At 42.7% G+C, this 14,605-nt stretch carries 7 protein-coding genes; all 7 read left to right on the top strand.

The annotated features are described in order from the left end of the window. Window positions 1-88: 88 nt before the first annotated feature. The 7 genes from FBQ94_RS07235 to FBQ94_RS07205 all read left to right on the top strand — a co-directional run bounded on the left by FBQ94_RS07235 (window position 89) and on the right by FBQ94_RS07205 (window position 14,541). Entirely contained in the window at window positions 89-856 is a 768-nt protein-coding gene (locus FBQ94_RS07235; protein ID WP_007223276.1) for an ABC transporter permease, read from the top strand. 402 nt (window positions 857-1,258) lie between these two features. Then, a complete protein-coding gene (locus FBQ94_RS07230; RefSeq protein ID WP_007223274.1) occupies window positions 1,259-6,793 on the top strand; it encodes a hypothetical protein in 5,535 nt (1,844 codons plus the stop codon). A gap of 591 nt (window positions 6,794-7,384) precedes the next feature. After that, the gene (locus FBQ94_RS07225) at window positions 7,385-8,668 is read left to right on the top strand and encodes a prepilin-type N-terminal cleavage/methylation domain-containing protein (RefSeq protein WP_285442070.1); all 1,284 of its coding nucleotides are present in this window, start codon (window positions 7,385-7,387) and stop codon (window positions 8,666-8,668) included. 8 nt (window positions 8,669-8,676) lie between these two features. Further along, window positions 8,677-10,326, top strand: coding sequence for a hypothetical protein (locus FBQ94_RS07220; protein ID WP_007223272.1), 1,650 nt, complete (start codon window positions 8,677-8,679; stop codon window positions 10,324-10,326). Window positions 10,327-10,386: 60 nt separating this feature from the next. Beyond that, a complete protein-coding gene (locus tag FBQ94_RS07215; RefSeq protein ID WP_007223271.1) occupies window positions 10,387-12,024 on the top strand; it encodes a GspE/PulE family protein in 1,638 nt (545 codons plus the stop codon). Next, window positions 12,024-13,286, top strand: coding sequence for a GspE/PulE family protein (locus tag FBQ94_RS07210; RefSeq protein ID WP_007223270.1), 1,263 nt, complete (start codon window positions 12,024-12,026; stop codon window positions 13,284-13,286). The genes FBQ94_RS07215 and FBQ94_RS07210 overlap by 1 nt, the downstream gene beginning before the upstream one ends. After that, on the top strand, window positions 13,273-14,541 hold the full coding sequence (locus FBQ94_RS07205; protein ID WP_007223269.1) for a type II secretion system F family protein: 1,269 nt from the start codon (window positions 13,273-13,275) through the stop codon (window positions 14,539-14,541). The genes FBQ94_RS07210 and FBQ94_RS07205 overlap by 14 nt, the downstream gene beginning before the upstream one ends. The last annotated feature ends 64 nt before the right edge of the window (window positions 14,542-14,605 follow it).

Genomic DNA, 14,605 nt, shown 5'->3' with positions numbered 1-14,605 from the left:
CCCTAACCCCTCCCATCGAGGGAGGGGAACCTCATTTATAGAGTTTGCCGAAGGCTTAATTTAATGTGATATTTCAAGGAGCATAACTATGAACAAGACGCTCATTATTACCATGGGTATTTTTAAGGATTCCATCCGCCAGCCTGTCTCGTATTTTCTCGTAATCTTTTTTTCGCTTTTACTATTGATCACAAGGATTATTACAACATTCGGGTTCGGTCTTGAGATTAATATGATCCGTGAAATGGGAATAAGTTCTATTGTTTTGTGCGGTCTCTTAATCTCCATCCTTGCCTCGCCTGGTATTATCTCCGAGGATATCAGGAACAGGGCGATTCTTGTAGTATTTGCAAAACCGATAAGTAAGCGGGAGTTTATCCTGGGGAAATATATTGGTATTATGCTCACGATATTATGTGCCTTTTTCTTTCTTACCCTGGTCTTTGGTCTTACCCTCTTGTGGAAGGGAGATATTCTTCACTACGGGAATATTACGAAATCTATTATTCTCTCTTACGAACTGGTGGCCATAATTACCGCTATTTCGCTTACACTCTCAATTTTCTTACCCATAGCATTGAATGCCGTTGTTTGTTTTTTTATTTATGCTGCAGGACACCTCTCGCCCTATATATGTGGCAGGTTAATTGAAAAAGGTGGTGTAAGTCAGTTTATAGGGAATGTCATATATTCTATTCTCCCGAACCTGGAGGATTTCAATGTGAGTTCTGCCCTTGCCGCCGGCATCCCTATTACAAGCGGATACATGGCCATTACCTCGTTTTACGGTTTGATGTATATAGGGGTGATCCTTTTCATTGCTACCATAATTCTCGAGAGGAAGGAGATATATTAGTAATTTGAAATTTCAGGATAGAGTTCAGACTCAGGCTAATCCCCCTTGATCCCCCTTTAGAAAAGTGGGAGATGGGTGAGTAGTTTAGAAATGAGGAAAATAGATGAGTGTTTTAGAAAGTGAGAAATACAATGGGTGCGTGTCTGAGAAGAGGGAAATACAAAAGAGAATTCATAATTCCTTTATCCCTTTTTTAAAGAGAATTTTCCCCCTTTTCTACAGGGGGATTACTTTCCCCTCACTTTGTTTTGGACTTCGGCTTGCTCGCTTTTTCTCCACGACCCGGGTTGAAGTAATAGCTAAATCAATGCTATAAATATGAGGTTCAGGTTGCAAACTTGAACCATCTCAGTCTTTTAAGTGCCTTTGTGGCTAAATTCTTAATTGAATAATTCCGGATATATGAATTTTAAGAAGGAAGAAGCTTTTGGATCAACGGTAGTAATTATTGCCATTGTGTTTATCCTTGCTTTAGCAGGATCAGGTCTGACCTTTTTAGATCATAAAATGTTGGATGGCAAGACGAGCGAATTATCGGGGTCTGCGGCCAGAATGGGTTTGTCAATGGCAATCGAAGGGGTGCAGAATAAGATCGGGAGCGAAACCTGCAGCGACCCGATGTGGGCGGCGTTTTTTCAGGATACCGATCTCAACGGCGATGGCATTATTGCAAGGGATGGAGAGGTGGATAATAATTGGGATGGAAAATTTGATATCAGTGCTGTAAGTAAGAATGTATCAATTATTGGCCGAAATGGGGTAGATGATGATGGGGATGGGATTATTGATGACCTCCCCGGTGTATCGGGAGACCCTGAGATTGTACCGACCTCGGAAGATACCAACGGCAACAGACAGCAGGATGCCCCTGACGGGATACTTGAAGATGCCTTTGGCATTATCCTTGTAGATAGTTACGGTCAAATTGTTAATGAAGATATTGGCATCGATCGCATTCCTGGTTATCCCTATAGTGTATCAATGGGCCATCCTCTCTATGGTCTTTATGAGGCCGGTTACGATCCTATAAACAATCCGGATCCCAAAGGGGATGACTATCACCCAATATTTAATCCAACAGGGACCGAGGGGAATGGGAAATACGATGCCGGTGAGCCTGACTTTAATAATAATGGAAGGCTTGATACGGTTGAAAACGGTTTGCAAAAATGGTTGCGGTATTCTAAACGTATCCCCATGGGTACTTCAACACCGGGATATGGAGAAAGATCAAGGGATTTTTTGGGGAATATACATATAAAGGTAATAGACGCAAATGGCAAAATAAACCTGAACGGTCCTGGCGTACTCACGGCACTGCTCCTGAACTACCTTTTAAAAGTCGTAGAACTTGTTCCCAGTGCTTTCAATACACCTCTGACCCCTGTAAATGAGAGCTTGCCTGAGGATGATGATCCGATGACCTCTTATATCGACGAACGGGGGGATGGCAGGGATCGTGATGATGATAGTATTACAGATGATGGTACCTATCTTGGATTTAACTCCCGCGGTATAGAATACGATTGCGAGCTCTACACCACGATTACCAGCGATCCTTCAATAAATCAAAAAAATAATGTTGGAACAACCACAGCGAGGGCTGATGATGCAGATGCCGTACTTATTATCAAATACAGGAATTCATTGCCTGGTAAACGCTTTCGGTCTATCGACCAGCTTTTGGAGGTAATTCGTCCCGGTACATCAATTCCCGCCGTTTGCGCGCCTCCGGAACAACGGCCGTTATTGGTACGGAAGGCAGGCCGCATATTCGACCGTGAGAACATTAACAGAGACTCTGCACAGGATCAGGCAATCTATTTTGATAATTTAGATGAATTTGAAAAGTTAAAGGATTTTGTTACGGTAGAGGGATGGGAGGATACAACCACGATAAAACCCGATCCATTCAATCCTACAAGTCTTATGGCAGAGCCCAGATACCCGGTTAATCTAAATACTGCACCGAAAGAGATATTACAGACCGTAATAGCTAACGGAATGAAGATTATGGATGCAGCAACTTTTGATGCAGCAAAAACACTTGCAAACACCATGCTCATTAATCGGCTGCAAAAGCCATTTACGAGTTGGAAAGATTTCGAGATATTTATGGACGAAACCATAGGTACAAACACAACAAAATCATCTCCTCCAACCGAAATCGATCGCCGCCTTTTTGAAAAGAAAAAGAGTTTGATTGCCCAGCTAGAGCCAAATACACGGTTGCAAAGGTTTAATCCAAACGGCATACTTGTCCGTTCACTTGATAAGGCACACTTTGGTACGCCTACAACTGAATTAAGCCTTAGTCATTCCGGATATTATGAGATAGATTCCCTGGGGATTATAACAAGTACGGTATTGAAAGGTATAGATGATGAACTACTCACTGTTTTGTACTCGGGCTCATCCGGAGATACTATAACTGGTGGAGAATTAGGAAGAAAAAGGATACGTGTTATTGCTAAAACAATGGATCTTCTCAGGCATACAACACAAAAGGATTTTGAAGACTATGGGACGAGTACCGTAGCGAAGCCGTTTTATACAAGATCCTTTTTTGAAGCAAACTCGTATCCCGAGAATATGAAGGCTGCAGATGATATCAAAATGGGCTCATCTACCAGTACCTCATTAGGTTTTCAACCAACGGCAATTGCGGTTGATGAGATTACCGGGAATGTATATGTGGGAGGAAATACGGATCTTGCAGGAGACAATCATATAGGAATATGGAAATATAATAAAACCGATGTACCTACACTCTCTCAGATAGGTACTGCAACAATAACAGGCTTAGCTTCGGGTACCTATATAACGTCTCTGTCAATAGACCCGCTCTTCACCGCAACGGACTTTGGGCGGATGTATGCAGGGATATCAAATAGTAATACGATCAGGGTATTTGATATTACCGGTACAACAACCCCTAACAGAGTAATTCCAAGACGAAGAAAAGACGTAGAAGGGGTTTCGGGTGTGATACCAAAAAAGATTACACTTGACGCAGGGCACAAGGTAATAGCTGCTATAACATCAAATTCGACAAATGTACTCGAATGGCGTTATCCACCGGCAGACGTAAGTGCAATTCCAGAAGTAGATGATTTATCTTCTTTGACAGATGAAAGTAACAATGGTATTGATGATGATAACGATGGTACTCCTGATGATATCGGGACATCTACAAGAGGAAGGCCAGAGACCTTGATTGATAATGATGATAGTGACGTCGATGGAGAGATCGATGATGCCGTGAGACCAAAACCGACGCAGCCAAAGCATCCATCCAGCCTTTCAAAAACACCATTGAGTATCAGTACAGGGTTCTCCAGCCCCCCTGTAGATATTGTCTTTGATAACAAACTGGAACAATTTTTCATCGCAGGTACAGATACGGTAGTCAATTATCAAGATGATGTTGATTCACATCTCCTTGAGGAAATAACACGGATACCGTTACCTTTTCCTTTTGAGGTGACTGCAATGACTGTTGATACCAACGACGGCCTTCTTTATATTCTCGGGGCAAGCACTAGCGATGAACTCCTTAAGCTCACTACTACAGGGACGCCTACCGCATTTTATGAATTAGATAGCTTACCGCTTGGCAGCGTTACCACAAATACAAAACAGATGGTTATGGATGAGGAGGATGACCTGATTTTTGTTCTAAGTGAAGGTACCGTTGGTACGGTTACTGCAGTACATGCAAGAAATGAAAGGTTACAGATTTTGCCAGCATCGGAAATAGGGATGGAGACCAATAATGCTGTGGCTATTGGGATTGATTCGAGAAGGAACAGGGTATATATTGCAGGTACCAGCACCCCTGAGTTAAGGATGTTTGAGTATCGTGTTGATACCCCAGCAACGACGAAACAAACATGGGCAGATGGATTGATACAGCTCAGTCACCATGCCGTTCCACTTGGTACTGTCACTCAAATGCTTTATTCCTCAAACTTTCAAGGCGATTATCACCTTATGGGCACCGATACTGCGAACCAGTTTGGAACCGGGACGCCGATGCTTGTTGGAACAGGTACGCCACTCCTCATTGTCAATGGAGTAACGCAAGCGGTTAATACGGGTGACAGCTTATTTGTACCGGATGCCGGGACAATAACAGTCAGGCTTGCGCCTGATGGTGTTATTACCCAGACATTGTCGGACTCAGGAAGTGTGAGCGGAGGTGTTGTTGCATATGACCTGAATACCTTATTGGGTAAAGGAACAATTACCGCTAACCTGGATGGACGGGGTATCAGGTGTGGAGCTATGGAGTTCTGGATAAAATTTCCTCAGATAACTAATCCATGGGCGATACCCGAAACTGTAATTGATAACAGAGACAATGACGGGGATGGTTTTATTGATGATACAGGTGCTAACCCTGCATCAAATCCTGAAACAAATGCAGAAGACGGTATCGATGATGACGGGGATGGATATGGAGATGACATCATTGGCATCGGTATAAATACCAATAATAAACCTGATGAGATAATCCTCTCAAGATTATTTTATGAAGTTTCCATGGAAAATGAAATTTTTGTCACAAAAAATAATGGTGTACCTACTCGTGAGGAACAGTTGAGCATGATTATGGGTACATCCACTGCGATAAAAGATAGCCCACCTTTTACTTTTGACAGCCTGGCAGGTACGTACACAGTTTTTTCCAAACTCTCTCTTAAGGATTTCGGGGATACTAATAATGACGGGCTCATAGATAATGCAAGGCTTGAACTGGAGAGATTTTCTTTTCCGGGTACCATAACCGTAACGGGGCTATTTGTGAATGATGTCCCGTTTACGAATGAGTCAATATATCCCGGTTCGGCTACCTATAATACCGCAGGAACTACTACATTTTCTTTAAAGCCAGGTGTGTGGAAAAATATTGCATACAGTTGGTGGATAGAGACGGATGGATCGGACAATAGGGAGGATGTAGAACAAAACCTATTTATCAATGGCAATCTTGTGGATCCGGGCAATCCTGTGGATCTGGGCACCGATACTTCCTTCATCCTGGGAACGGTATCTGCAAGACTGAGTGACCTGAATTCCGGTACTTCAACATCGATTTTTCATATTGGTACAAAGATATTTGAGTCAGTAACGGATAGGGCTTCCTTTATGGCAACCATTGATGACCTGGTTGTCTATAACGGAACATCGAGTGTTACCGGTAATCCAAAAAGATTTGCTTCTTCTTTTGGAACCTCAGTTTTTGAGAAAGGCGAGCCGTATCAGGACTATAACCTCAATTTTAGAAGAGATACTTCAGGCCGTAGGTTTGGCGATAAGAACGGCAATGGGGTATATGATATAGGAGAGGCGTTTGATATGGGGGGTTTAACGTTTTATGACAGCAGTGGAGAGTTTTATTCATTCTATGGCGAACGGTTTATCGATGCAGGGACAAGCGCCCTTGCAAATGCGTATGAAAATGGTGAACTGTACATCGATTATAACCGGAATAGGAGATGGGATTCAGGAGAGCTTTATCTTAATCTGGATATGGACCAAAACCATAATCAGGGAGTATCTCCTGGTATTAGAGACAGTAATAACGATGGCCGTCTCGATGATAGTGGTTATATCGTTCGTAATTTCACCAAAATAGTGCCTGTGGGAAGCCGGATTGGCACAATTGCATGGACAGAATATTTGCCGGAGAAAACCGATGTATCCCTTGAATTAACTTTAAAGGCCCTGGACGGGAAGGTCCTGTGGCGTTGGTTTGGAGGGGATGGGGCAAGTACAGGTATCAGGATAGACCTTCCCGTACCAGAAGATGCTGTTTTGGAATACCGGGCAAATCTCTTTGCCGTAGGGACACAGACGGAATCGCCGGTACTAGATGATATAACGGTAACGGTTATAAAAAAGATGCCGGAGATTCTTTCTGTAATTGAGTAGGGTGGATTAAGATATAACGAATCCACCGGATTATTTCCTTCGTGGTTTTTAAAAGGGAACCTCTTGTAGAGACGCAAGATTTTGCGTCTCTGCAGGGGAATCAAAAGTTCCCTCTTGGGAGGGAATTGAGGGGCATATGCATCAAGCTAAGGATTTTTGTATCCAGGATACATTATTGCTCATGATATCTTTCACCCCTTTGGGGCTGTTATGGTATTATTCCTTATCTCCATGGCCTTCAGCTCTGGCTAGAGACTTCCAGCCCTTCGGACCTATAATGGTTGTAGTAGCTTGTAGTAGCTTGTTCCCAAACTCTGTTTGGGAACACAATTGCCTGGAAACTCTGTTTCGAGAGTCCATAGTTCTGAGAGATCATATGATCAGTTACTTCTTGATCCGGGAAACAGAGTTTCTCGGATACGCATGTTCCCAAACAGAGTTTGGGAACAAGTCAGGTAGTGTTTAGCTTGATGCATATGGGATTTAGAGGTGGGTAAATCAGAAGAGCAGAGGGATGGGTAAAAAAGAAAAATCGTTGGGTTTTGTCTTCTAAAACCCAACCTAACTTAAAACCCTTATTAACTGATGAATATGAATAAATATGATATACATGGTTTTTCACTCCTCGAGGCTATTATCGGAATTGCCATTCTTGCTGTTATTGCCGGTAGCATAGCGACTTTATATCCATTGGATATTAAGGTTATGGAGAAGGAAACAGCAGGGATTGAAATCTCCCTGGTAGCCCAATCAATTAAAAGCACTGTCATCACAGGGGCAAGAGAGAACTTCTCTGTACAGGATAATTCCTTTTTTTTTATTCATGAGGGAGTCGCTGTATCGGCTAATCTTCCACCAATAGGTAAAGTGATAAACTTTCCCGGGGATAGGGATGATATATTGAGAAGTGAAGGGAAGCCCAATGGTATTGCCAGGGGTCTCTATCCCGCCGGACTTCTTTACAAGGGTGAAGTTATGCTTCTGTATCGGCTAAATACCGGATTACTTGAAATCAAATATGTAACCGATGAAAATAATAATCCGGTTTTTCATGATTTTATTGGTCCGCCTTTAGAGGAAGATTTTAACCTTAACGGGACAATGGATAGTGATGAGGATGTCAACAGAAATGGCCTCTTTGATACCTTTGAAGACGTGGGTATTGATGGTTTACGTGATGAACGGGAACCAGGTTATGTTCCTGTGCATAATCCTGACCCTTCAGGGGATAATTTCGATCCGGTGAGAAATCCAAACGGGACGGAGCGGAATGGACGATTCGATGTCAAAGAACCATTCTCAGATACGAACGGGAATGGTATAAGGGATTTTGGTGAGACATTTGTTGATGAGGATGGGGATGGAAGGTTTGATGGAGAGACGGATTTTAATAAAAATGGATATCTTAATGTTCCGGACAGGAAAGTAGGGCAAGATGGTTTACCCCTGGTAATAAAAACCTATCTTCAAAACCCCTCTTTACGTATTACAAACTATGGGTATACCATCCGGATATTTCATCAAAGGGTAATCAACCCGGACGATAATTCCGACAGTAACGTCTTTACCTTTGAAATTGCTATCTATAAGGATTTCTTTAAAGTCAGGCCAGCGCTCCAGTCTGCCCGCCAGGATCTCCTGGATGCGGCATCACTGCCTGAGGTAAATACCGGGAATACAGAGGATGATGATCGTGATGGCGTGACAAATGATAAAGTGATTACCGACATGAATAACAAGATTGACAGGGGCCTTACCAGTGGCGCTGCACTCCCTGAGATTGTTCTGAACGGCGCCGATGATGATAATGATGATGTTGTTGATGATGGCCTGGTTAAGCCGGATTTTGTAGAACGGTTTCAAATTCCATTTTGAATGAATACATGAAAAATGTATATGGTATTACCTTAATAGAAACAGTGATAACCATTGCCATAATGGCGATTATTACTATGGGATTGCTTCTCTTTCTCAGGATAGGAATGAGTCATACGATTCTCTTGCAGGAGCGGTCGTCTGTTTATAAAGAAGCCAGCCGCATTATGGATATGATACGTTCTGACCTTTCAACCATCAGGGCTGTAACAGATATGGAATATTTTAATGATCTGAATGATGACGATTATTTTAACAGCAGAGAAGGGAAAGAAGATGTAATACTACCGTCAGATGATCCGTGTACGTTTTCTCTCAGAGAAGATTTTTACCCACCGCAGGACGATAATTCTACCACTTTTCAGGAATCCCTCCTCAATTATGAAAATCTTCCCTATGGGATAACCTATGATTATGTCTTTGGCATAACGAATAGTGGGAATACGGATGTTATCTATTTCCGGGGGAGTGTTATGAAGGGTGATACGTGGGTGCCTGCAAATATATGTTACCGATTATTCAAAAAGAAGATATCTGGCACTGAAGAAGATATCGGTGTTGATGGAAAGGCTGATGAAGATGAGCCGGGATTCCATCCGGTTGCAAATCCTGATCCTGCATATGATAATTTTGATCCAATCTTTTCTGGTACGGGTACAGAAGGAAATGGTTTTTTTGACCGGGACCCCGATGGATCAGGTCCCCTGCTATCCGAAGTGGACCAGGGCGGGGACGGGTTTATCAATAAGGCTTATACCTTCGAACTGCAAAGGATCATAACGACCATGGAAGATGAAGATTTTGGTGTTGATCTTATTCCCAACAGCCAGGAGCCGGGATACGATCCCATAACGAATCCGGATCCGAATGGGGATGATGTGTTTACGAATCCTAATGGGACTGAGGGAGATGGGCAAATAGAGAAAACACCGGTAACAAGGGTAGAGATTTTATCTACTTCGATAACCGCATTTAATATTTTCTACTATGACAGGCACACAAAGCAGTATAGAGAACCAAAATCTACCATCAAAAGGTTTTCATACCCTCCCGATATTGGCCTGGTCGGAAGGTTTGGTACTGAAACACCAGCCTTATTCTCTTTTGGTGGTATGTCGACAGATCTCTTTGTCGATGAGGGCGCACAAACATCCAGTAGTATATCAATAGGGGATTCTATATTTCTCTGGGGAAAAGGGATTCTGTTTACTGTTTACCCTATTTTTGGTGTAGATACCGTGCAGAAAAAAGTGCTTTTTGGTGGAATCGCATCCCCACCTGTGCCAAGCGCTGCTATTCAATTTCTCCCTGCAGGAAGATTTGATGCGGACGGGTTACTCTCATGTTCCCAGGTAAAAGATGGTTTTATAAATCTCAAGACGGGAGACCAGGTTTTTCTGCAGCAATGGAATACGGGTGCAACCAATTTTGCGATACAACCCGGTTTCTATACTATCACAGACAAACGTGGAGGGAAGTTGCTTCTTGATTTAAAGGATCAGGAACCCGTATTCGGTACAAATACGGTATGTTTTCGGGCTGCTTATCTTCCTCCAGGAATTAAGATCGATCTGAGATGGCGGGCTGACCAGTTATCTAAGAATCGTGGTGAGCCGTCTTATATATCGCTGGGTAGTACGATTGAGTTGTATGAGTAGAGACAGGTCTCAAACCTGCCTCTCATGAAAAAAAGACGAATTATAGGAGATTAAAGGAGTATGCGGCAAGAAGAAGTTGATGATGCAGTGCAATTCATAAGGAGCAGCAAGACATTGGGTGGAGAAGATATCTTTATCAATCTTGGCTATACCGTTCAAGATGAAACAGCAAAGATACCCGATTCACCAACAGGGTTACCATCCATTGAATTAACCAATGTAGACTTAACCCCGGAAATACTTCGGTCTGTTCCGGAAGATATGGTAAGAAGGCATTTGCTTGTACCTGTTAATAACGAGGATGGGATGGTAACTATTGCTTTATCAAATCCGCCAAATTCGACCGTTCTTGATGACATACGATTCTTCATAGGTCAAAAAGTAAAATTCGTTATGGCAGAGAAGGATCATATAGAAGGATTGATTCAGAGATATTATTCAAACAGCATGGACCTTGTGTCTGCAGGGTTACAACAAACAGTGCGCCGTTCCGCGGAACCCGTTCTGTCCTATGATGACGATACCATTGTTGAATTGGTGAATACCATCATATCAGATGCCATTTCTATGAATGCCAGTGATATACATATTGAGCCACTGGAGACACGGCTCAGGGTTCGTTACCGGGTTGATGATTTTTGTTATGAGGTCAATTCCTTTGAGAAAAGATTACAGCCTACGATTATCTCTCGTATCAAGGTAATGGCAGGGCTCGACCTTGCGGAAAAGAGATTGCCACAAGACGGCAGGGCTAAAATACAGCAGTCCGGGATAGATGTCAGTATAAGGGTCTCAACCTTACCTGTTATTCATGGCGAGGGTATTGTATTACGGATACTGGATAAATCGAATGTGCGCAAGGGGCTGAGAACCTTGGGGCTGCTTGAAGAAGATTACAACCAGCTAAGCTCAATTGTTGCTATACCCGATGGGATGATGATTATTTCAGGGCCAACAGGGAGCGGGAAAACAACAACGCTGTATGCCATGCTGAATGAACTGATGAGCCCTGAGATAAAAATTATTACTATTGAAGATCCTGTGGAATATACCCTTGACGGAGTGAATCAAATCCAGGTAAGTGCTGAACATGGCCGTGGGTTCAGCAGAATCCTGAAACATATTTTACGGCACGATCCGAACGTTATTATGGTAGGAGAGATGCGTGATCTGGAATCGGTTGAGATTGCCATGCGCTCTTCGCTGACCGGTCATAAGGTTATGAGTACCCTTCATACCAATGACGCCCCATCGGTTATTACCCGGTTAATCAATATAGGGCTTCCTCCATTTATGATTAATGCTTCAGTACAGGCAGTTATCTATCAACGGTTAGTAAGGACGTTGTGTAAAAAATGCAGAATTCCTTTCAAGCCTGCAGAGGATGAGGTTTTATCCTGGATGAGAAAGGAAGGAGAAGAGGAGTTTGATGGAAGCTGGTATGTTGAAAAGGACGCGATGTGGTTCAGTCCGGCGGGATGCAAGGAATGTAATTTTAGTGGTTATAAGGGAAGAACCGCTCTCTTTGAGATTATGACCCTGAACGAAGAGATAAAGGAGTTAACAAAAAAAGGGGCATCATCGATGGTGATCAGGAAGGCGGCATTAGAACAGGGTATGCGGGCTATAAGAGTAGATGGGATCAGGAAGGCCATGAAGGGGATAACATCGATATACGAGGTATTGAGGGTTACCTGATGGAAGATAGTCCACTCAAGATTAGCAAGGATGTGTTTTACGGCCTTGAACGGCAGCTTCAGGGTAATCTGGCCGAGAAGGATCTGCGGGTACTTGCCACACAACCTGAAATAATCAGGGGAATGAATTTTATCCTTTTGGAAGCTATCAGGAGCAGATCGAGCGATATTCACCTGGAAGCCTGTTATGGCCGTTATGTAATTAAATTCCGGATTGATGGTTTACTCCGCGAGACGCAACCGATATCTTTTCAACTTGGTGTTGGTCTCATAAGCAGAATTAAGGTGCTGGCAAGATTAAATATAACTGAGAAGGTACTGCCCCAGGATGGCCGGTTTACCATCAATGTGGATCAGCGGGTTGTTGAATTGAGGGTATCTGTTATACCGATGATCTATGGCGAAGGAATTGTTATAAGGATACTTGACAAATCTGCTGTTAAACTCGATCTGACAGGTTTGGGCATTGATGACGGGGGGCTGAAGATGATACGAGAAAATATGGGAAAGTCAAGTGGCGTTATCCTTATTACCGGTCCGACAGGCTCAGGAAAGACAACAACACTCTATGCCATTATGAATGAATTAAATCAGATAGATACAAAGATTATTACCACTGAGGACCCGATAGAATACGAGATCAACAGCATTATGCAGGTTGAGATCAAACCAGAAATAGGCTTAACCTTTGCATCATCCCTGAGGAGTATATTGAGGCAGGACCCGGATATCATCCTTGTTGGTGAAATCCGGGATACGGAGACTGCAAAGATGGCTATTGAGGCGTCACTTACCGGCCATCTTGTTCTCAGCACGGTTCATACAAGGAATACTGTGGGTACAATATCAAGACTTGTTGATATGGGAGTAGAATCCTACCTGTTGGCTGATACCGTCAATCTTATCGTGGCTCAAAGGTTAGTGCGGATGATCTGCAAAAATTGTAAGGAATCATATATACCAAGCGAAGAAGAAATCCTGTCGCTTGAGGCCGGACTCTTACATTCACCGGTTTTCTACCGGGGCAGGGGATGTCATCTCTGTAACTATACCGGTTACCGGGGAAGGGTAGGACTTTTTGAGATGATGAATATTACGCATGACGAAAAGAAACTTATTAGTGCTATGGATATTACGGAATCACTTTATAACGTGGTAAAGGAGAAAGGCATGGTGAGTCTCAGGGAATATGGGGTAAAGAAGGTACTTGAGGGTGTAACGACATATCGTGAAGTTATGGAGAATACCTATGCCACTTTTTGATGTTAAGGTTATAAATTCCCACGGTGAGCTTGTAGTAAAACGTATCAGGGCGAGGGATGCCGAAGAGGCAGTAAACAAGCTCAAGAGAAGTGGTTTTCTCCCTGTTTCCCTGCTGTCTGCAGATCTTACCCAGGAACATCATTCCACCAATGCAAAAGGGGAAAAGTATTTTAAGAGATGGGAACTCTCTTCACTTCTCTCGTTTTTTCAGGGTGTAAAGAAAAAAGATATTGTAGAATTTACCCGAAAACTTCGCATATTTCTCCAGGCAGGTATTCCCCTGTATCAATCCCTTACGATATTGCAAGCACAGACAAAAAAGAAGCGCCTGGTAAAGTTCGTCAAAAATCTGGCCGATAATGTTGAAGCAGGGAAGGGCATTGCGGAAACACTTGCTCTGTATCCGAAATATTTTAATAAACTCTACCTTGGTTTAATTCATGCTGGTGAAAAAAGCGGAAACCTGATTGAAGTGCTGACACGGTTGGAAAATTATCTTGATACGGTTTTGAAAAGGAGATCGAAACTCATTTCTGCCGCCATCTATCCCAGTATTGTTATTATTATGACCTTTGGGATTATAGCGCTTTTAAACCTGTTTATTATTCCTAAATTTAAAAAGTCATACCAGACACTACACATGGAATTACCGAAAATAACAACCACGGTGCTTTCTGCAAGCACGTGGTTGAGTGTACACTGGTATGTACTGATCTTTACTCCCCTGGCAATCTTTATTTTAATTAAGGTCTTACGGATGACGAAATATGGAAGATATGGAACGGATCATCTGATGCTCACTCTTCCACTCATAGGTCATATTATTCGGAAATCAAGCCTATCTCTGTTTTACCGGACCAATGCAACACTTCTGAAAAGTGGTATTATGATCCTGGAATCGCTTAAAGTGGCCGGTTCTGTTGTCAGAAATGTCGTTATCAGCCGTGAGGTTGAGTTAATCACAAAAGGGGTTTATGAAGGGAAGGCGATGAATGATATGATGAAACGCAGCCGGTTATTCGATGTCTTTGCAATCCATATGGTTGAGGTAGGGGAAACATCCGGTATGTTTGGCGAAATGTTGGAAGAGACATCAAATGTTTATGATCAGGAGCTGGATATATTGTATAAACGTCTGGAAAGTATGTTAGAGCCCTTTATCATAATTCTCCTTGCCAGTATCGTAGGAACTGTGATCATTGCCCTTTATATGCCCATGGTTAAATTAACACAAACGCTTGGAAACATGAAATAAGAAGGATAGTTTAATCTGTAGAAAATAGTAAGATAGGGTGATAGGATCTTCTTCGATTCTCTGT

It is taken from the genome of Candidatus Jettenia sp. AMX1, from assembly GCF_030263775.1.
Taxonomy (GTDB): Bacteria; Planctomycetota; Brocadiia; order Brocadiales; family Brocadiaceae; genus Jettenia; species Jettenia caeni.
The sequence above is the reverse complement of the archived record's forward strand: the minus strand, read 5'-3'. Positions and strand labels throughout refer to the sequence as shown.

What these genes read in the sequence shown, in the direction of transcription:
- FBQ94_RS07205 (WP_007223269.1), top strand. Translation starts at nt 13,273, where the DNA reads ATGCCACTTTTTGATGTTAAGGTTATAAATTCCCACGGTGAGCTTGTA.
- FBQ94_RS07235 (WP_007223276.1), top strand. Translation starts at nt 89, where the DNA reads ATGAACAAGACGCTCATTATTACCATGGGTATTTTTAAGGATTCCATC.
- FBQ94_RS07220 (WP_007223272.1), top strand. Translation starts at nt 8,677, where the DNA reads ATGAAAAATGTATATGGTATTACCTTAATAGAAACAGTGATAACCATT.
- FBQ94_RS07210 (WP_007223270.1), top strand. Translation starts at nt 12,024, where the DNA reads ATGGAAGATAGTCCACTCAAGATTAGCAAGGATGTGTTTTACGGCCTT.
- FBQ94_RS07215 (WP_007223271.1), top strand. Translation starts at nt 10,387, where the DNA reads ATGCGGCAAGAAGAAGTTGATGATGCAGTGCAATTCATAAGGAGCAGC.
- FBQ94_RS07230 (WP_007223274.1), top strand. Translation starts at nt 1,259, where the DNA reads ATGAATTTTAAGAAGGAAGAAGCTTTTGGATCAACGGTAGTAATTATT.
- FBQ94_RS07225 (WP_285442070.1), top strand. Translation starts at nt 7,385, where the DNA reads ATGAATAAATATGATATACATGGTTTTTCACTCCTCGAGGCTATTATC.